Source organism: Pseudomonas sp. E6002, from assembly GCF_013385565.1.
Lineage (GTDB): Bacteria > Pseudomonadota > Gammaproteobacteria > Pseudomonadales > Pseudomonadaceae > Aquipseudomonas.
The window spans coordinates 231762-252067 of sequence record NZ_JACAPT010000022.1; the positions used below are offsets into that span (position 1 = coordinate 231762).

Here is a 20306-nt window from a genome sequence, read left to right on the forward strand (position 1 = left end):
CTGGCTGCGGGCGCGCAGCCCGGCGAAAAGGGGCGGCAGGCGCTGCAAGCCTGCCTTCAATAAGGTCTCAATCCTGCTTCAACACCCAGAGCAACTCATGACGGCGCACCGCCTTGCGGAAGAACTCATTCTCTCCGTAAGGCGATGGACTACGGCCCGCCAATAATTGCTGCAACCACCTGCGCACGCGGCGCTTGAACGGCGCCCGCGGCTGCAAGTCGTGCATCATGCCCAGGGCCATGGCCTTGTCCTGCTGCTGGCTGAGCGTCAGCGGCAAGCTGCAAGGCACAAGTTCACGGGAGGCATCAAAACGCGGCGGCAAGGCCACGCCAGCGCCCGAATCCCCCATGGGCCAACGATCGTTATCATGCAGGTGGTTGGCGTAGCCGAGCAACGTGCCCGGTTGCCACTCCAGGCCTTGCAGGGCCTCAAGGATCGCGGCGTGGGCGCAGATGTGATCCGGGTGCGGATCCAGCAGCGGCGTAGGCAACACGATCACCTGAGGGCGCGCCTTGAGCAGCAGCGCTCGGAGGTCGACAATCAGGTTATTCCAGGTTGGGGCGCCGTCCACATCCCCGGGCAAGGCCAGGGCATTGAACTGGCGAAACAGCCGCGTATCGTCCAACTGGGCTTCCCGGGAGGCCTGGGGCTGATCCGGCGCAGCCTGCATCGCCGGCAGTTGCATGCAGAAGTAGCCCAACTGCACGCACTGCGCCTCGGGTACTCCCGCCCAGCGCGGCACGGTGACGCTGTCCCAGGCACGCAGGCGGCCTTTAAGCCGTGCGGCATCGGCCTTGGGCATGCCCATTTGTTGATAGTGATCGGCTTCGATTTCGCCCGCCGTCAGGGTGACGATCCAGCTCTCATCGGCTTGGCTGTAGAGGCTGAAGGCGGCCAGCTCGGCATCGTCGGCATGGGGCGCGATGACCATCACCCGTTGGCGACGGTAGTCCGGCTGGCGGAACAACCAGAGCGTCGGCTGCCCCTTGATCCGGCAGAAGCGCCCGCGCAAGCGCAGCTTACCGCCGGTCAGCGCTTCGCCCATGCCTGTCAGGTTGAGGTAGCGCCGTCCTGCAACCCCCCGCTCGAAGACTTGCCGGTCTGGTGCATCCAGGCCCGATAACTCCACCGCAGGATCGAGAAAACGCCCGAGCCAAGAGCTTTTGAGTTCAACCCCGACGATCAGGGTTTCATCGCCCACCAGAGGCGTGTCCAACAGCAGGCGCCCGGCTTCAAGACGCAGACCCGCGCACTCGCTCCCTTCAGGAAACGCGTACTCATAGTCGTCTTTAGGCGAGTAGAACAGATGGTCGGCAAACCAGGCTTCATGCGCGGCCCACAGCACCACCGCCAGCAGCAGCGGCAACCACCAGGCCACCAGCACACCGACAGCCACCAATAGCAACAGGCCCACCAACAGCGCAATACGCTTGTTGCGCCGGTGCTGCTTGAGCAATTGCTGTTTGCGACTCATACGCTGAACACCGGCACCGGGTTGCACCAGCGCTCCTTGTATTCACGGTCGGAACGCCCGAAGGAGAAACGCAGCGGCTTGTCGCTCGCCCGCGCTTGCTCCCAGGCACTTTGGGTATTGAGGAAACTCAGCACGCTGCCGGGGCTGAACGCCTTGGTTTCAGGGTCGACACCGCCGTTGACGTATTCGGCGCTGACCCACTGCGGCGCCTGCACCTGATACACCAGTTGCACGGCAATCGCAGCGTCATTGAGAAACAGCACCGAGCCGAACAGGAATTCCTTGAGCAACTCCAGCACCTCGGCCAAGCGCTCGGCACCCGCCGCCGGGAAACCCCAGCGCCGCTGGAACAGGTCGCAGTAAATCGCCGCCAGTTCGCTGCTGGAAAACTCGCCGACCGCCCTTACCACGCCGCCCGCCTCTTCCAGCAAACGCAGTTCGCGGCGCTGGTTGTAGCGAAACTTCTTCGACAGCTCTTCCGGTGTGCGCGCCATGGCCAACTGCTCGGCCTGGGGCTTGAGGGTGCTTACGCGCCCCTCATTCAGTGCAGAGAGATAACGCGCGCGATGGCGCAATGGCACCTGCGCATCGGCGGCAATCGGCAGAATGATCTCGGCATTACCCAGATCAAACAGGCCTTTTTTGCCTTTGCGCTTGAGCACGTCCTTGGACAGGGCCAGGTCGCGCCCCCAGGTAGCAATTGCGCCCTTCAGCTCACCGTCCTGCTCCCAGCCCAGGTAGCGCACCGGAATCTGCGCCAGGTGCGCCAGCCGCTCGACGATCTGCGGATGAGTCGCCACGCTGCCGCCAAAACGCTGCCAGGCCTGGGCGTAAACCTCGGCCTCGACAGGCGTCCAGCCACGTTCACGCCAGCCCTGGAAGCGGTTCAGCATTTAGACCACGGCGTCATAAGGGTCCACGCCGTCCTTGACCACGAGGATGTCTTCCATGATCAGGTACTGCAGGTCGGAACCGAAGAACATGTTCAGCGCGTCGGTCGGCGAGCAGATCATCGCTTCGCCACGACGGTTGAGCGAGGTGTTCAGCGACACACCATTGCCGGTCAGTACTTCCAGTTCTTTCATCATGTCGTAGTAGCGCGGGTTGTATTCGCGCTTGAGCACCTGGGCACGGGAGGTACCATCTTCATGGACCACTTCCGGCACGCGGGTTTTCCACTCTTCCGACACTTCAAAAGTGAAGGTCATGAACGGCGCCGGGTGATCGACCTTGATCATCTGTGGCGCAACGGTGTCGAGCATCGACGGGCAGAAAGGCCTCCAGCGCTCGCGGAACTTGATCTGGTGGTTGATCCGGTCAGCCACGCCGGTGGCGCTTGGGCAACCGATGATCGAACGACCGCCCAGGGCACGCGGGCCAAACTCCATGCGGCCCTGGAACCAGGCCACCGGGTTGCCGTCGACCATGATCCTGGCGATGCGCTTGGGCATGTTTTCAATCTTGCGCCAAACCGGCTTGCTCTCGTGCTTGGCGCACGCCGCGATCACGTCTTCGTTGCTGTAGGACGGGCCGAGATAGACGTGTTCCATCTTCTCAACCGGTACGCCACGGGCGTGAGACACGTAGGCGGCTGCACCCACCGCAGTACCGGCATCGCCGGACGCCGGCTGCACGAACAGCTCCTTGACGTCGTCGCGGGCAATGATCTTCTGGTTCAGCTTGACGTTCAGCGCACAGCCGCCGGCAAACGCCAGCTTGCCGGTGTCTTTGAGGATGTCGCCCAGGTAATGGTCGATCATCTGCAACGCCAGCTTCTCGAACAGCGCCTGCATGCTGGCCGCGTAGTGGATGTACGGCTCGTCGGCGATATCGCCTTCGCGCTTCGGACCCAGCCACTCGATCAGTTTTGGCGAGAAGTAGAAACCCTTGCCCTTCTCTTTGTAGCGGCGCAGGCCGATGACGTTGGCGTAGTCGGTGTTGATCACCAGCTCGCCGTTTTCAAAGGAGGCCAGGCGCGAGAAATCGTACTTGCTGGCATCGCCATACGGCGCCATGCCCATGACCTTGAACTCACCGTCGAGCATCTCGAAACCGAGGAACTCGGTGATCGCGCCATACAGGCCGCCGAGGGAGTCCGGATCGTAGAATTCCTTGATCTTGTGGATCTTGCCGTTTTCGCCGTAGCCGAAGAAGGTGGTGGCGTACTCGCCCTTGCCGTCGATCCCGAGGATCGCGGTCTTCTCCTGGAAGCCCGAGCAATGGTAGGCACTGGAGGCGTGGGCCAGGTGGTGTTCAACCGGTTCGATCTTGATTTTCTTCGGATCGAAGCCCAGTTGCTCCAGGCACCAGACGATCTTGTTGCGATAGCGCTTGTAGCGACGGTTGCCCATCAGGATCGCGTCGAGGGCGCGGTCCGGGGCGTACCAGTAACGCTTGGCGTAGTGCCAGCGGGCCTCGCCGAACAGGCTGATGGGGGCGAACGGAATCGCCACCACATCAACGTCGGAAGGCTTGATACCGGCTTGTTCCAGGCAGAACTTCGCCGACTCGTAGGGCATGCGGTTCTTTGCATGTTTGTCGCGCACGAAGCGCTCTTCTTCGGCGGCCGCGATCAGCTTGCCGTCGATGTACAAGGCTGCGGAAGGATCATGGCTAAGGGCGCCGGACAGGCCAAGAATCGTCAATGCCACAGGGGTCTAGCCTCTTTTAGTCTGCATGCAGGCGCGTCACGCCTGAAAAAAGTGTGCTCCCCGCCTGGGCGAGAAACAGCTAAAGGGCGGGATTATAGCGTAAACACGGCGCGGGATGATCTAGGGATTGTGGCGACCGGTTGTCACTGCAGGCCTAGCGGAAAATCTCGATGCTGCCGTCCCTGTTCTGGCGGTAGACCGTGTAGGGCAGCACAAGGGTGTCGAGCAAGCCGGAGGCCACGAGCTCGGCGGCGAAGATCGGCAGGGAGCCGGAGGCATCGCGCGTGTGCTCTTTGGTGGTGTCGGGCGCGCCGTTCAAGGTGCAGAAACCGTAGATCACCCCACTGTAGATACGCGGCACGTTTTCACAATAACTGCGCGATTCCTTGAGGTTCTGGCTGGCAACGGCGTCCGGGCGAAACACCGTGTTGATGGTGCCGCAACCGGTGGTGGATACCAGTACAGCGGCGAGAAGGACTCTGGTTGCAAGACTCACGGACAACTCCATTTGGCATAAGTGTGGGCATTCATCCCTGCCCCATACAACCTTGCCGGATCCGTTTATGAACCCGGGCGCCAATAGATACTGATGTTGCCATCGGTACCTTGCTTGTAGACCGTATAGGGCAGGACCACTGTATCAACAATGCCCGAGACCGTTATATCCAATAGAACGAATGGCATCAGCACGCCAGTGAGGTCCGGCGCGGCGTGCAGCAGGCAGAAATCAAAGGCAACCCCGCTGTAGACACGGGGAATCGACTGGCAGTAGGTTTTTTGCTTCCTGAGTTCACGTGCCGCCGCCGCGTCTTCGCGCAACAGCGTATTGGCCGTTCCGCAGCCGCTCAACACAAGGATTCCAATGCTTAGCGCAGCAGTCATTTTTAGCGTCATGGCAAGCCCTCTGAATGGCCAGCAACGCTAACATCGGCCCTGTTGGTGACCCAGACCCCACGCACCGCCGCGCCATGTAAGAAGATTCCGAAATGGCAAAAGCTGGCTGAATCGTTAAACTCGCGCACTTTTGTGCGCCATGGATGCTGGTTTACTCATGAAAGTTGTTGTACCCACTCGATTTGCGATGCTGCTTCCCGGACTGCTTGGCCTGTACAGCAGCGCCCAGGCCGATGAAGCGCCACTGGTCCTGGACCCCAGCGTGGTCACCGGTTCGCGCAGTGCCAGCCCGTCGTTTGACCTGCCGTATTCGGTGGACAGCATCAGCCGTGAGCAAATCAGCGATGGCCAACTGGGCATCAATGCTTCAGAGGCACTGTCCCGCGTGCCCGGCCTGGTGGTTCAAAATCGCCAGAACTACGCCCAGGACTTGCAGATTTCCTCCCGTGGCTTCGGTGCCCGCTCGGCATTTGGTGTGCGCGGTATCAAGCTGATCGCCGACGGCATACCCGCCAGCACCCCGGACGGTCAGGGCCAGGCGGCGACGTTCAACCTCGACACCGCCGAGCGCATCGAAGTCCTGCGCGGCCCGGCCGCCACGCTGTATGGCAGCAATGCCGGCGGCGTGATCCAGATGTTCTCCCGCAACGGCGAAGGCCCGCCGCGCATCGGTGCCGAGATGCTGGTGGGCAGTGACGGCCTGAGCAAGAACCACCTCACCGCCGAAGGCGCGGCAGACGGCGCAGGCTTCGTGCTGGACGCCTCGCGCATGGACACCGACGGTTATCGCGACCACAGCAGCGCCCGCCGCGACCAGACCTTTGCCAAGCTCAATTTCGAGCCCGATGAAGACAGCAAACTGGCGCTGATCTACAGCAGCCTGGAACAGAACGGCACGCAGGATCCGCTGGGGCAGGCGTGGGATGCGTACAAGGCCGACCCGCGCTCGGTCAGCAGCGCCGCCGAGCTGTACAACACCCGCAAAAGCATCGACCACCAGCAACTGGGGATGAATTACGAGCGGTATTTCGGTGATGCCACACTGCAGGTGAATGCCTATACCGGGCGACGGAGCGTGATTCAGTACCTGTCGATTCCCAAGGGAACGCCCGCCAACGAACGCGGCGGCGGCGTGGTGCAGTTCGACCGCAAGTTCTACGGCGGCTCCGTGCGCTGGATGCAACCGGTCGACAGCGTGCCGGGCGAGCTGATGATCATCACCGGCCTGGATTTCGACCAGAGCGAAGACAGCCGCCACGGCTACCAGAATTACAGCGGCAACACCCTTGGCGTAAAAGGCCAGTTGCGCCGGGATGAAATCGACACCGCCCGCAGCCTCGACCCCTACATCCAGGCCAACTGGGCCATCAATCGCTGGACCCTGCAAGCCGGGGTACGCCACAGCACCATGGAACTGGATGTCGACGACCAGTTCCTGAGCAACGGCGACTCCAGCGGCAACAAGACCTATCAGAAGAACACACCGTCCGTGAGCGTGATGTATGCCTTCACGCCCGACCTGCACGGCTACGTCAGTGCCGGCAAGGGGTTCGAGACGCCAACCCAGGCGGAACTGGCGTACGCGCCGGGCAACATCGAAGGGTTCAACTTCGGCCTGAAGCCGTCGGAAAGCACGCAGTATGAAGTGGGCTTGAAGGCACAGTTGAACGACACCCGGGTCAACGCCGCTGTCTTCCAGATCACCACCGAGGACGAGCTGGTGGTGGACCAATCGATCGGCGGCCGCACCAGCTACCAGAACGCCGGCCGCACCCTGCGCCGCGGCTTCGAGCTGGGCATCGAAAGCCAGCTCAGCGAGCAGTGGAGCACCAACATCGCCTACACCCGCTTGCAAGCCACTTACGACAGCGACTTCATCGGTGGCGGCAAACCGGTGGACAAAGGCAACTACCTCCCCGGTGTGCCGCAAACCACACTATTCGCCGAGCTCAACTGGAAACCCCGGGACTGGGTCAGCACCGCCGTGGAAGGCATGTACCGCAGCAAGGTCTACGTCGAAGACACCAACCAGCAACACGCGGCACCGGGCTACAGCGTGTTCAACTGGCGTGCACGCTTTGAGCAGAAGGTGGAGCACTGGACGTTCCACCAGACCCTGCGCCTGGATAACTTGCTGGATCGCCAATATGTGGGGTCGGTGATTGTCGGAGACGGCAACGGCCGCTATTACGAAGCAGCGCCGGGACGCTCGTGGTATGCAGGCGCCGGCGCCGAGTACACATTTTAGAAACTGACCATCGAACTTGTGGCGAGGGAGCTTGCTCCCGTTGGGCCGCGCAGCGGCCCTAAACCCCTAGCCCACTGCCTTTGGCAACCGCTGATCAATCACCCGATACAACGCACTGCTCTCAGGCCAGTTACGCATAAACCTTGCCCGATCCCTGGCATATGCCGGAGCGAAGCTGCTCAAGGACGTGTGCTGACACATCGAATCCAGGTCGATCAGCGCCCAGCGATCCGTGTGCCAGAACAGGTTATGCCCCTTGAAATCCCCATGGCTGATGCGCTCGCGGATCAACTCTGCGAACAAATTATCCAGGGCCTGCAATTCGGCCTCGGGTGCCTCGCCACTCTCAACATACGGCGCGAACCGCTCGATGATGTCCGGCCCCGGCAGGTACTCGGTCACCAGATACGCGCGGCTGCGCAGCCACAGGAAGCGCTTTTCCAGCAACGCCAGCGGCTTGGGCGTGGCGATGCCGAGGAACGCCAGGCGATTGCCTTCGCGCCACGAATGCCAGGCCCGGCTCGGGCGCCAGAAGCGCTTGAGCCAATGGGCAAACCCCTTGATGTTGTAGCGCTTGATCACGAGTGGTCGACCGGCCACCTCGACCTTGGCGACACTGGCCGCCCCACCGGTTTTATACAGGTGGCCCTGGTCGAGCAGCGCATCGGCCTGCGCCAGCACCGGCAGCATCGCCGCTTCTTCCTCACGACGAGTCGCGCGCAGGGCGAACGGCCCGCGCACGACGCTGAACAGCGTGCACTCCCGGCCAACCTTGCTCAGGAAGTCCTTCAAGCGCCAGACGCTGACCTTGCGTACCTGCTTCTGCAACGCTTCGAGCGGCAACGCGTGTTCGCCATTGCTCAGCAGGTAATACACCAGCAACTCTTCGGTAAACGGCTCGAGGTTTTTCGGCAACTGCGCGAAAAACACCCCAAGGTTTTCCAGCACCCGGTTACGCGACAGCGGTTTGCCCGCCTCTTCGACACAGATCCCTGCGCCGTCGATCAAATACAGTTTGCCGTCCTGACGCAGCAGGTTGTCCAGGTGCAGGTCATCCTGCCACAGGCCCTTGGCGTGCATCTGCGCAATCGCACCCAGCGCTTCGGCGAGCACCGCTTGCTGCTCGTCAGCCAGCGGCGGCAAGTGTTCAACAGCCTGCCACGCATCAGCCAGGCTGTCGGCGCCTTCCAGAAACTCGAACAGCAGCCAACCACCCTCACCCTCTTGCAGACCATCGGCCAGCAACAGCGGTGTGGTCAGGCCTTGTTCGGCCAACAGCCGCACGCCCTTGAGTTCACGCTGAAAATGCCGCGCCGCCTTGCTGCCCACCAACAATTTGGCCAGCACCGGGCGCCCGCGCCACACAGCTGCGCCGACATAACGCTGGCCCGGCAATACCCGCAGCAGGCTCAGCAGTTGCAACTGCCCAGGCCCGGCAGCGTCTGCCAGTTCGATGCTCAGGGGCAGGCTTGGCGTGCGGCCGGCATTTTTCAGTTCGGACAAACGCATCAGCGGTTCTCCTTGTGACTGCGCCGGGCCGCCAGGCGCTGGTGCCAGGTGGCAACCAATGCGCTGTCCTGCGGCTGGTCCAGGTAGGCCGCCAACAGCTGGCGAACCTGATCGTCCGACCACTGCGGCGCACGGCGCAACAGCGGTTCCAGGTCCTTGACCCGGTCACGCCAGCCGAACAGCAGCGGGCGGGTTTTCTCCAGGTCGATCAACTGCGCCGCGTACCCGTCGCCGGTGGCCTGCAGGAAAATATGCTTGGGATAAAAACAGCCATGCACCTGGCCCACGCTGTGCAACTGACGAGCAAGCTGACCGCAGGCCAGCAGGATTGCCCGCTGCTGCACGTCGCTCAACTCAGACCATTGCTCCAGCAATGAATCCAGGTCATTCCAACCATCCAGCGCCCGGGTCAGCAACATCGCCCGATGCTCTCCGGCCACTTTGCGCTCACCGAAAAACGCCGCCTGCAATGCCGGAATACCCAATTGCCGATAGCGGCTGATATTACGAAATTCGCGGGCAAAACTCGGCTCGCCAAACGGGCGGTGCAAGGTGCGCGTCAGGTAGTTGCTCTGGCGCTTGAGGTAGTAGCCCTGGCCTTCGAGTTCGAGGCGAAACACGCTGCTCCAGCCGCCGCGGCTGGTATTGGGCTCGTCCACCGCATCCAGTTGCTTGGCCCATAGCGCGTCGAAAGTGCCGAGGCCGTTGCGCTCAAGCAATGCTCGATCTTCGGCCGCCAGGAAATCACTCATTCTCGCCCCTCGAAAAACTTCACCACGTGGCGAATTCGCTGTTTGTCCGCCGCACTCAAGTGTTTGCGCTGACGGTATTGCATGTAGAAGCGCAGGCGCTGGGTAGCCGACAAGTGATACTTGGCGACTTTGTCCAGGCAGGCCAGGTCCTTGGTAATGCGGTACTTGAGCCAGAACCCGCGCCAGAAATCGCCATTGGGGCAATCGATCAGGTACAGGGTTTGCTGGTCGTCTACCAACAAGTTGCGCCACTTCAAATCGTTGTGGGTAAACCGGTGGTCGTGCATGGTCCGCGTGTATTCAGCGAGCTGGCGACTGATCTTGTTGACCCACACCGGGTCTGACAGTTGCGGGTCATTGCGCTCGGCCAATGCCGACAAGTCTTCAGTCTTCGGCAGCTCGCGCGTGATCATCGCCCCGCGGTGATACGCCAGGCCTTTACGCTCCAGACCCCAGGCGATCACATCGGCGGTGGGTATGCCCCACTTGGCGAAGCGCTTGAGGTTCTGCCATTCGGACTTGACTCGTGGCTTGCCCAGATAGCGGCGCAACCCCTTGCCTGCACCGACGTAGCGCTTGACGTAATAGTTGACCCCGCCGCGCTCCACGCGAATCACTTCGGACAACGGATCGCGGGTCAGCCGCTCGCCTTGCAGGGCGAACACGGCTTCCAGGCTACCAAAGTCATCCGCCAGGGCGGCGTAAGCGGGTTCCAGGTTCCAACCCGCCATCAGAGCGCATCCCCGTATCGTTGCTTGCGTGCGTAAAGCTTGGCGGCCATGCGTTCCAGCGCCGACAGCAGCGCGCTTTGCTCGCCCAGGATCTGGCGCAAAGGCTGCTGGAAGTACGCCTTGAGAAACCGCAGTTTGTCGCGCCGGGTCAAACCGATCTCCAGGGCGGAGTAGTAAAGCCCCGCCAGGTCCTTGTCACGCCAGCGCAGGGGAATCTTCGAACGCACCTGGGCACGGTGCAGGTCGATCACCGAGAGCTTGATGTTGTGCACGGTAACCGGTTGGTCGGTGTGCAACAGGAAGTGGCACAGGTAGCAATCACGATGGTTCACGCCCCCCCGGTGCATCGTGCCCAGGGTGCGCGCAAGCTCAACGGTCAAGGCATGCCGAATCGCCGGCACGGGCGGCTGTTTGACCCAGTCCATGGTCAGGTCTTCAAGGCTGACGATAGGCGCCAGCTCTTCAGTGACGATGAACGAGTGCTGGTCGGCCGGGTTGCTGCCCTTTTCACCAAAGGCCACGCCGGTCATGGTGGGCACGCCGAGTTCCTGCAGACGCTGGATCGCGTCCCACTCCTGGCCCGCGCCCAAGACAGGCAACTTGGCCGTGATCAGGTTCTTGAGGATTTCACCCCAGCCAATTCCCCGGTGGATCTTTACAAAATAATGGCGGCCTTCCACTTCCGTACGCAGGGTACGGCGCGCGGCCAGCTCACGAAACACCTGGCCGTCCAGCTTCTCGACTTCGGCGAACGCATCGCGTCCGGCCCACAGGGTCTTGAACGGTTCGGCAAGAATCAACTTCATCGGTTTGGCTCCGCCAGAATCAGGTCCGCAGCGTACTGCGGCATGCTATAGAGGTCGGCCGTCTCAGCGAAGGCCAGACCATTGCGGCTCCAGGCCGCGCGCGCTTGTGGATCGTCGAGCATATCCACCAGGTACTGGTTGAGCTGGGCCTGCTCGAACGGTTCGTCCAACACCCGCCCACTCTGGGCCTTGTCGATGTAAAACGCGTAGCCGCAGACCTTGCTCACCAGCACCGGGAGGCCGGCGACCACCGCTTCGATCAGCACCATGCCGGCCGCCTCGTTGTACGCGGGGTGGATCAACAGGTCGGCGCCCAGCAGAAAGCGCGGGATGTCGCTGCGGCCCTTGAAGAACTGCACCTGGTCGCCCAGTCCCAGCGCAGCACTCTGCAATTGGAATACTTTGGGGTCGTCCTGGCCGATTACAAATAGCCGGGTGCGTTTCTTCAGGCTCGACGGCAGCGCGGCCACGGCCTTGAGGCTGCGATCAACGCCCTTGGTCTTGAAGCCCGAGCCAATCTGCACCAGCAGCAAATCATCGTCGGCCAGGCCGAATTCGCGACGAAACTCGGCGCGGATCTCGGCAGCATTGGGCGGCGCGCGGCGGTCGCGGGCGATGCCCGGCGGCAACAAATGAAAACGCTCGGCCTGGGTCCCGTAATACTGGGTGAACAGCTGCTGCTGGTGTTCGGACAGCACCATGATCTGCGTCTTGGCGTCTTTGTCGAACACTGCACGCTCGTATTCGGCAAAGTGCTTGTACCGGCCGAACCAGCGATACATCGGGTTGCGCAGGTTCTGCGCCTTGTCTTCGAACACGCCGTCGGCGGCGAAGTACAGGTCCAGCCCCGGCATCTTGTTGAAGCCCACCACGCGGTCCACCGGGCGCTTGGCCAGGTCGGCCTGGATCCAGGCGTAGAGCTTTTCATTGCGCCGATGGTTGACCAGCGCCTTGACCGGCGCCACCAGTACTTCAAAGCCCGGCGGCACGTCACCCTCCCAGATCAGCGTATAGACGCGAATCTGATGCCCGCGCTGCTGGCACTCCAGGGCAATACGCATGAAGTCGCGCTGCAGGCCACCAAAGGGGAAATACTTGTAGAGGACAAAAGCCAGTTGCATCAGTGTTCCTCAGCCAGTAACAACGTGCTTAAACGAGTTGCGACACGCTCAGGGTTCAGGCGAGTGAAGCACAGGGGCCACTCGCGCTTGAGATCGAACCGACGCTGGTCTTCGGCAGTCGGTTGATAAGTGCATTTCTTTTGCAGGCATGGCGCACACGGGAAGTCGCTGGCCAGGTGAATCTGCGCCTTGCCATAAGCCCCGGTCAGGCCAGGATTGGTAGGGCCGAACAGGGAAATCGTTGGCACATCCAGTGCTGCGGCCAAGTGGCCAAGGCCGGTGTCGACCGCAACACACGCCTTCGCCCCCGCCAGCACTCGGGCCACCCCCGCGAGGTTCAGCCTGGGCAGCACTTCGGCGTTTTTCAGGCCCTGGGCCAGGCGTTCAGCCCGGGCTTTTTCGGCGGCATTGCCCCACGGCAACTTCACGTCCACGCCAAAGCGGTCCATGCGTTCGGCCAGGTCGCGCCAGTAGGCTTCCGGCCAGTGCTTGGTGTCCCAGGTGGTGCCGTGCAGCAGCAGTACAAACGGTTTTTTCGGCGGCAGGCCCAGCAGCTTGTCGACACTGAGGCCGTAGTCGCCCAGGCCTTTTGGCAGGTCATAACCGAGGGCGACGGCAAACAGCTGGCGCAAGCGCTCCACCGCGTGCTGCCCACGGGCCACGGCGAGGCGCCGGGAATAGAAGTGCGCCGCCAATGGCTCGCGAGCCGACTGTTTGTCGAAACCGGCCACCGGGGCACGTACGTAGCGGGTAAGCCAGGCACTTTTCAGCAGCCCCTGGGCGTCGATCACCAGGTCATATTTGGTCGACTGCACGCTCTTCTTGAAGCGCCGCCATTCGCCACTCTTGAAGGTCTGCCAGAGGTTCTTGCGCCAGCGGCGGATCGCCACCGGGATCACCTTGTCCACCGCCGGGTGCCAGGTGGGAATCTCGGCGAAGCCTTCTTCCACCACCCAGTCAAACCGGATGCCCGGGATCGCCCGCGCCGCGTCGGTCAACGCCGGCAAGGCATGAATCACATCGCCCAGGGATGAGGTCTTGATTACCAGAACCCGCAACTTAACGAACCTCGACCACAGTGCCCTGCAACCGCTGCAACGCGTCGCTGACAGGTTGCGGCAGCAACTGGCGCAGGCAGTTGTAGTGGCCGAAGCGGCAGGTGCGATCAAAACACGGGCTGCAATCCAGGCCCAGGCGCACCACTTCGACCTTGTCGGCCAGCGGTGGGGTAAACCCGGGAGACGTCGAGCCATACACTGCCACCAGCGGGCGGTTCAGCGCCGCGGCCACGTGCATCAGGCCGGAGTCGTTGGACACCACCGAGTCGGCACAGGACAGCAGGTCGATGGCCTCGGCCAGGGACGTGTCGCCGCTCAGGTTGACCGCCTCTTCGCGCAGCCCCGGGATCAAGCGCTGGCGAATATCCTCGCCCACCGAATGATCGTTTTTCGAGCCGAACAACCAGACCTGCCAGCCCTCGCGAATCTTCATCTCCGCAACCTTGGCGTAATGCTCCGAAGGCCAGCGCTTGGACTCGCCAAACTCGGCGCCAGGGCACAGCGCCAGCACCGGACGGTCCAGCTCCAGGCCGAACTTGGCCAGGGCGGCGTCGCGGGTGACCGGGTCGATTTGCAGGCTCGGGCGCGGATAAGGCGTCGGCAACTCGGCTCCCGGCGCGTAGGCCAGGGCCATGAAGCGCTCGATCATCAGCGGGTAACGGGCCTTGTCGAGCTTGCGCACATCGTTGAGCAGGCCATAGCGAAACTCGCCACGCCAGCCGGTGCGCTTGGGAATACCGGCGAAGAACGGCACCAGTGCCGACTTCATCGAGTTGGGCAACAGGATCGCCTGATCGTACTGGCCGGCCAGGGACTTGCCGATGCGTCGACGGGTCGCCAGCTCCAGCGCGCCGTGGCCGAGCGGGAAGCTCAAGGCCTGACGCACCTCGGGCATGCGCTCAAGGATCGGCCGGCTCCACTCGGGGGCGAGCACGTCGATTTGGCAGTCGGGATGACGTTGCTTGAGGCACTGGAACAGTGTCTGCGCCATCACCATGTCACCGACCCAACTGGGCCCAACGATCAGAATATTCATGTAGTTTCCACAAACGATACGGGGAGGCTCATGCCTCCCCGCCTTATATAGTGTTTCAGCTTAACCCCAGTTCATGCCAGATTCGCTGCACCTGGCGCCGTTCGTCAGCGAACTGGTCCCCGGCCACCGTACCGGCCTCGTTCTGCAGGGCCTGGCGGTGAGCGGCGGAACGGTAGGCTTTATACACCTCGCGCAGCAAATGGGCATCGGCGGCGGGCATCAGCCCGACCTGCTCCAGGCCTTCCAGAATGCGGATATTGTCGGTGTAGCGCAGCAACGATGGATGTTGCGCAGACCACGCCAGAGCCGCGTATTGCACCATAAATTCAATATCGACGATACCTCCGGCGTCCTGCTTGAGGTCGAACGACGCCGTGGGTTCGAAGGCATTCGCCGCCGTTCCCGCCGCCGTGGACTTGGTGCCGAGGTTGTCGCGCATCTTGGCGCGCATCTCGCTGACCTCCTGGCGCAGCTTGTCCAGGTCCTGCGCGCGGCCCAGCACTTGCGCCCGTACCTGCTCGAAAGCACGGCCCACATCCTGACTGCCTACCAGCACTCGCGCACGCACCAGCGCCTGGTGCTCCCAGGTCCAGGCTTCGTTTTCCTGATAACGCGCAAATGCGCCCAGGGAACTCACCAGCAAACCGGATGCGCCCGAAGGCCGCAGGCGCATGTCCACTTCATACAACTGGCCCGAGTTGGTCTGGGTGGTCAGCAGATGAATGATTCGCTGCCCCAGCCGGGTAAAGAACTGCGCGCCGTCGATCGGCTTGGCACCGTCGGTTTCGGCCTGGGGGTCACCGTCATGGATAAACACCAGGTCCAGGTCCGAACCATGCCCCAATTCGATGCCGCCGACTTTCCCATAACCGACAATGATGAAGCCAGGATCGCACAAGGTGCCGTCCACCCGTTGCGGCGAGCCGTAGCGGGCAACCGTCTGGCGCCAGGCCAGGGCCAGCACTTGTTCGAGGATGGCTTCGGCGAGCCAGGTCAGGTAGTCGCTGACTTTCATCAGCGGCAGGCTGCCGGCGATTTCCGAGGCGGCCACCCGCAGGCGGTGGGCCAGCTTGAAGTGCCGTAGGGCCTCCATCTGCTGCTCAAGGTCATCTTCGGGGATGCGCGTCAGGCGCTCGCGCAATTCGGCGGCCAGTTCCGGCGCCAGCGGCGGCTTGAACAGGCGGCCTTCGTTGAGCAGTTCGTCCAGCAGCAGCGGGAAGCGAGTGATCTGCTCGGCAATCCACGGGCTGGCGGCGCACAGGGTCAGAAGGCGACGCAGGGCGTCGGGGTTTTCCGTCAGCAACACCAGATAAGCGGAACGCCGGGCGACGGCTTCGACCAAGGGCAGGACGCGCTCCAGCACCAGGTCCGGGTTGGCATGTTCGACGGCCTGGGCCAGCAAGCGCGGGATAAATGCATCCAGACGCTCGCGACCCAGGCGCTGCATGGCACGCAATTGCGGACTGCTGCGCAGGCCGGCCAGGGTTTTCAAGGCTTTGGGCGCGTCGGTAAAACCGCCTTCCTGCAACTGACGGCAGGCGGCTTCCTCGTCCTGGGACTCTTCCCACAACGGCAACCACTCACCGCCCACCATCAACTCGCTCTCTTCGCCCTCTTCTTCATCCGGATCGGCAATCACCTGGCGGAAATGCCAGTCCACCCGGCCACGCCAGTACATCAGGCGCTCATGAAACGCGGTCCAGTCCGGAAAGCCCAGCATAAAGGCAATCCGCGCCTGGTCTTCGGTGCCATCCGGGAGCATCTGCGTCTGGCGATCGGCGATCGCCTGGATCGCGTGCTCGGTGTAGCGCAGGAATTCATAGCCATCGCGCAGCTCGGCGACCACCGCCGGCGGCAGGTAACCCTGGCCTTCCAGGGTACCCAGCACTTTTAACAGTGGGCGCTGCTGCAGGCTCAGGTCACGGCCACCGTGGATCAGCTGGAACGCCTGGGCGATAAATTCGACTTCACGGATGCCGCCCGAGCCGAGCTTGATGTTCTCGGCCATGCCCTTGCGCCGCACTTCCTGCTGGATCAACTGCTTCATGGTGCGCAGCGCTTCGATGGCGGAAAAGTCCAGGTAACGCCGGTAGACAAACGGTCGCAACATGTCGAGCAGTTGCGCACCGGCCACCTGGTCACCGGCCACTACCCGCGCCTTGATCATGGCGTAGCGTTCCCAGTCGCGGCCCTGGTCCTGGTAGTACTGCTCCAGCGCGTTGAAACTGAGCACCAGCGCCCCGGCTGAGCCGTAAGGTCGCAGGCGCATGTCGACCCGGAACACAAAGCCGTCGACGGTCATCGGGTCCAGGGCCTTGATCAGTTTTTGACCAAGGCGGATGAAGAACTCCTGGTTGTCCAGCGAGCGCTTCACGCCAACCGTGTCGCCGCCTTCGGGGTAGGCGAAGATCAGGTCGATGTCGGACGACAGGTTCAGCTCCACTGCGCCGAGCTTGCCCATGCCGAGGATGACCATGTGCTGCGGTTCGCCGCTGCGACGGCCCGTGGGTGTGCCGAACAACACGCAGTGGCGCTGGTACAACCACTGATAGGCCTGGTCGATGCTGGCGTCGGCCATGTCCGATAGATCACGGCAGGTTTGCACCAGGTCCGCCTGTCGGGTCAGGTCGCGCCAGATGATCCGCACCTGCTGGCGGGTGCGCTGGCGGCGCAGAACCCGGCCCAGTTCGTCTTCTGTCTCGGCTTGTTGCACGGCCGTCGCAATCTGTCCGCACAGCTCGCCGGGGGCAAAGCTGCGGTCCAGTTCGCCCCAGGCCACCAGCTCGAGCAACATCAAAGGGTCACGAACACTCTGTTCAATGACGAAATCACTGGCGGCGCACACACGGGCGAAGTCAGCCCAACGTTGCGGCGTCCACTCAGAAAGGCCATTATCGCCGTCCAATCCGGCCACGGCGTCACGAAATGACTGCTCGGCCCGCTTGGCAAATGGAAGCAGGATGGCCGGGAGTTCGGCCTGCATTGGAAGGCTCATGGTCTATCCTTGATCGGCGCGTAAAGGGCTTGTAGCTGTGAACGCAAGAACCACGCTCGGTGAAGGACTGTCGAACAAAGGTTAGAAATAGCTGAAAATTTTTCTTTTTTGGCAGTCAACATCAAATCTCTACCCTTTCTTGTTCGCAAAAGATCAACAATAACGATTATGCTCGCCAGCTAGACCGAGCAATCCGCTCAGTCTTGTGTAGTTTTACTACTCGTATATACATTCGAAAGGCTGAAATGGCCGACGATTTGTAGTAAAACTACAGGACGCCGAAGCAACCTTCGGCCATCCAAGAATTTATGTCGTCTGCCCACAAGGCCAGTCGCAAACTTCAGGCAACCGATTCTGGTAGCCTTTCCGCCCTGGAGCAAGCCATGCAAGACCTCGATCCCGTCGAAACCCAGGAATGGCTGGACGCCCTGGAATCGGTTCTCGACAAAGAAGGCGAAGACCGTGCTCACTACCTGATGACCCGTATGGGCGAACTCGCGACCCGCAGCGGCTCGCAACTGCCCTACGCCATCACCACGCCGTATCGCAACACCATCCCGGTAACCCACGAAGCACGCATGCCTGGCGACCTGTTCATGGAACGCCGCATTCGCTCGCTGGTACGCTGGAACGCCATGGCGATGGTAATGCGCACGAACTTGAAAGATTCTGACCTGGGCGGTCACATCTCCAGCTTCGCTTCCAGCGCAACCCTGTATGACATCGGCTTCAACTACTTCTTCCAGGCCCCGACCGAAGAACATGGCGGCGACCTGATCTACTTCCAAGGCCACACCTCGCCAGGCGTCTACGCCCGTGCGTTCATGGAAGGCCGCATCACCGAAGAACAAATGAACAACTTCCGCCAGGAAGTCGACGGCCAGGGCCTCTCGTCCTATCCGCACCCTTGGCTGATGCCTGATTTCTGGCAGTTCCCGACGGTATCCATGGGCCTGGGCCCGATCCAGGCGATCTACCAGGCACGCTTCATGAAGTACCTGGAAGCCCGTGGCTTCATCCCTGAAGGCAAGCAGAAAGTCTGGTGCTTCCTGGGCGACGGCGAGTGTGACGAGCCGGAATCCCTGGGCGCCATCTCCCTGGCCGGCCGCGAGAAGCTGGACAACCTGATCTTCGTCATCAACTGCAACCTGCAGCGCCTCGACGGCCCGGTTCGCGGCAACGGCAAGATCATCCAGGAACTCGAAGGCGTGTTCCGTGGTGCTCAGTGGAACGTGACCAAAGTCATCTGGGGCCGTTTCTGGGACCCACTGCTGGCCAAGGACGTCGACGGCATCCTGCAACGCCGCATGGACGAAGTCATCGACGGCGAGTACCAGAACTACAAGGCCAAAGACGGCGCGTTCGTACGTGAACACTTCTTCAACACGCCTGAACTCAAGGCAATGGTTGCAGACCTGTCCGACGACGAGATCTGGAAACTCAACCGTGGCGGCCACGACCCGTACAAGGTCTACGCGGCGTACCACGAAGCGGTCAACCACAAAGAACAACCGACCGTCATCCTGGCCAAGACCATCAAGGGTTATGGCACCGGTGCCGGCGAAGCGAAGAACACTGCGCACAACACCAAGAAAGTCGATGTCGACAGCCTGAAGTTGTTCCGCGACCGCTTCGACATCCCGGTCAAGGACGAAGAGCTGGAGAACCTGCCGTTCTTCAAGCCGGAGCCAAACAGCGCCGAAGCCCGCTACCTCAGCGAGCGTCGCACTGCACTGGGCGGTTTCGTGCCACAGCGCCGCGCCAAGAGCTTCAACATCCCGACTCCGCCACTGGATACCCTCAAGGCGATCCTGGACGGCTCGGGCGACCGTGAAATCTCCACCACCATGGCCTTCGTGCGGATCCTCGCGCAGTTGGTCAAGGACAAGGAAATCGGCTCGCGTATCGTGCCGATCATCCCGGACGAAGCCCGTACCTTCGGTATGGAAGGCATGTTCCGTCAGCTGGGCATCTACTCCTCCGTCGGCCAGCTCTACGAGCCAGTCGATAAAGACCAGGTGATGTTCTACAAGGAAGACAAGAAGGGCCAGATCCTCGAAGAAGGCATCAACGAAGCGGGCGCCATGAGCTCCTTCATCGCTGCCGGTACTTCGTACTCCAGCCACAACCAGCCGATGCTGCCGTTCTACATCTTCTACTCGATGTTCGGTTTCCAGCGTATTGGCGACCTGGCTTGGGCAGCAGGCGACAGCCGTACCCGTGGCTTCCTGATCGGCGGTACTGCCGGGCGGACCACGCTGAACGGCGAAGGCCTGCAACACGAAGACGGTCACAGCCACATCCTGGCGGGCACCATCCCGAACTGCCGCACCTTTGATCCAACCTACGGCTATGAGCTGGCGGTGATCATCCAGGACGGCATGAAGAAGATGACCGAAGAGCAGCAGGACGTTTTCTACTACATCACCGTGATGAACGAGTCCTACCAGCAGCCAGCCATGCCGGCCGGTGTCGAGGAAGGCATCATCAAGGGCATGTACCTGCTCGAAGAAGACACCAAGGAAGCCGCTCACCACGTGCAACTGATGGGCTCCGGCACCATCCTGCGCGAAGTGCGTGAAGCTGCAAAAATCCTGCGTGAAGAGTTCAACGTCGGTGCTGACGTATGGAGCGTTACCAGCTTCAACGAACTGCGTCGCGACGGCCTGGCCGTAGAGCGCAGCAACCGCCTGCACCCAGGCCAGAAGCCTGCGCGCACCTACGTCGAAGAGTGCCTGGCTGGCCGTAAGGGTCCGGTTATCGCCTCTACCGACTACATGAAGCTGTTTGCTGAACAAATTCGTCAGTGGGTACCGTCCAAGGAATTCAAAGTCCTGGGCACCGACGGTTTCGGCCGTAGTGACAGCCGCAAGAAGCTGCGTCACTTCTTCGAAGTCGACCGTCACTTCGTGGTGTTGGCAGCCCTGGAAGCCTTGGCTGACCGTGGTGAAATCGAACCCAAGGTGGTAGCAGACGCTATCGTCAAGTTCGGGATCAACCCGGAAAAACGCAACCCACTGGACTGCTGAGG

15 protein-coding genes are annotated in these 20306 nt (G+C 61.8%); 2 read left to right on the plus strand and 13 right to left on the minus strand.

The genetic code is table 11. The features are described 5' to 3' along the window. Positions 1–67 precede the first annotated feature (67 nt). The 5 genes from HX815_RS18085 to HX815_RS18105 all read right to left on the minus strand — a co-directional run bounded on the left by HX815_RS18085 (position 68) and on the right by HX815_RS18105 (position 5019). Positions 68–1474, minus strand: coding sequence for a PIG-L deacetylase family protein (locus HX815_RS18085; RefSeq protein ID WP_177028657.1), 1407 nt, complete (start codon positions 1472–1474; stop codon positions 68–70). Further along, the gene (locus HX815_RS18090; protein ID WP_008439141.1) at positions 1471–2367 is read right to left on the minus strand and encodes a GNAT family N-acetyltransferase; all 897 of its coding nucleotides are present in this window, start codon (positions 2365–2367) and stop codon (positions 1471–1473) included. Before HX815_RS18090 ends, HX815_RS18085 begins: the two co-directional genes overlap by 4 nt. Beyond that, positions 2368–4125 carry a carbamoyltransferase gene (locus HX815_RS18095; RefSeq protein ID WP_008439143.1) on the minus strand — a complete coding sequence of 586 codons (1758 nt, stop codon included), beginning with the start codon at positions 4123–4125 and terminating at the stop codon, positions 2368–2370. A 154-nt stretch (positions 4126–4279) separates the two neighbouring features. Next, entirely contained in the window at positions 4280–4633 is a 354-nt protein-coding gene (locus tag HX815_RS18100) for a YceK/YidQ family lipoprotein (RefSeq protein WP_008439144.1), read from the minus strand. Between the two features lie 53 nt (positions 4634–4686). Continuing rightward, a complete protein-coding gene (locus HX815_RS18105) occupies positions 4687–5019 on the minus strand; it encodes a YceK/YidQ family lipoprotein (protein WP_010169294.1) in 333 nt (110 codons plus the stop codon). 157 nt (positions 5020–5176) lie between these two features. Between HX815_RS18105 and HX815_RS18110 the strand changes: the two genes are divergently transcribed. Beyond that, the gene (locus HX815_RS18110; RefSeq protein ID WP_177028658.1) at positions 5177–7267 is read left to right on the plus strand and encodes a TonB-dependent receptor; all 2091 of its coding nucleotides are present in this window, start codon (positions 5177–5179) and stop codon (positions 7265–7267) included. Between the two features lie 66 nt (positions 7268–7333). Here HX815_RS18110 and HX815_RS18115 read toward each other — a convergent pair whose 3' ends face one another. From HX815_RS18115 to glnE, 8 genes are read right to left on the minus strand one after another with little or no spacing between them, the layout of a single operon-like run. Then, complete coding sequence (locus HX815_RS18115) at positions 7334–8776, minus strand: lipopolysaccharide kinase InaA family protein (RefSeq protein WP_177028659.1); 1443 nt, start codon at positions 8774–8776, stop codon at positions 7334–7336. After that, positions 8776–9528 carry a lipopolysaccharide kinase InaA family protein gene (locus HX815_RS18120; RefSeq protein ID WP_008439156.1) on the minus strand — a complete coding sequence of 251 codons (753 nt, stop codon included), beginning with the start codon at positions 9526–9528 and terminating at the stop codon, positions 8776–8778. Before HX815_RS18120 ends, HX815_RS18115 begins: the two co-directional genes overlap by 1 nt. After that, positions 9525–10259, minus strand: coding sequence for a lipopolysaccharide kinase InaA family protein (locus HX815_RS18125; RefSeq protein WP_003209451.1), 735 nt, complete (start codon positions 10257–10259; stop codon positions 9525–9527). Before HX815_RS18125 ends, HX815_RS18120 begins: the two co-directional genes overlap by 4 nt. Then, the gene (gene rfaP / locus HX815_RS18130; protein ID WP_177028660.1) at positions 10259–11065 is read right to left on the minus strand and encodes a lipopolysaccharide core heptose(I) kinase RfaP; all 807 of its coding nucleotides are present in this window, start codon (positions 11063–11065) and stop codon (positions 10259–10261) included. Before rfaP ends, HX815_RS18125 begins: the two co-directional genes overlap by 1 nt. Further along, a complete protein-coding gene (locus tag HX815_RS18135; RefSeq protein WP_003209448.1) occupies positions 11062–12186 on the minus strand; it encodes a glycosyltransferase family 4 protein in 1125 nt (374 codons plus the stop codon). Before HX815_RS18135 ends, rfaP begins: the two co-directional genes overlap by 4 nt. Then, complete coding sequence (waaC, locus tag HX815_RS18140) at positions 12186–13244, minus strand: lipopolysaccharide heptosyltransferase I (protein ID WP_003209442.1); 1059 nt, start codon at positions 13242–13244, stop codon at positions 12186–12188. Before waaC ends, HX815_RS18135 begins: the two co-directional genes overlap by 1 nt. A gap of 1 nt (position 13245) precedes the next feature. Beyond that, positions 13246–14280: a lipopolysaccharide heptosyltransferase II gene (gene waaF, locus HX815_RS18145; RefSeq protein WP_087692498.1), complete on the minus strand. Its 1035-nt coding sequence runs from the start codon at positions 14278–14280 to the stop codon at positions 13246–13248. Positions 14281–14335: 55 nt separating this feature from the next. Next, positions 14336–17275: a bifunctional [glutamate--ammonia ligase]-adenylyl-L-tyrosine phosphorylase/[glutamate--ammonia-ligase] adenylyltransferase gene (glnE, locus tag HX815_RS18150; RefSeq protein WP_032899861.1), complete on the minus strand. Its 2940-nt coding sequence runs from the start codon at positions 17273–17275 to the stop codon at positions 14336–14338. A 383-nt stretch (positions 17276–17658) separates the two neighbouring features. Between glnE and aceE the strand changes: the two genes are divergently transcribed. Beyond that, positions 17659–20304 (plus strand): pyruvate dehydrogenase (acetyl-transferring), homodimeric type, encoded by a 2646-nt coding sequence (gene aceE / locus HX815_RS18155; protein WP_003209439.1) that lies wholly within the window; start codon positions 17659–17661, stop codon positions 20302–20304. Positions 20305–20306 lie beyond the last annotated feature (2 nt).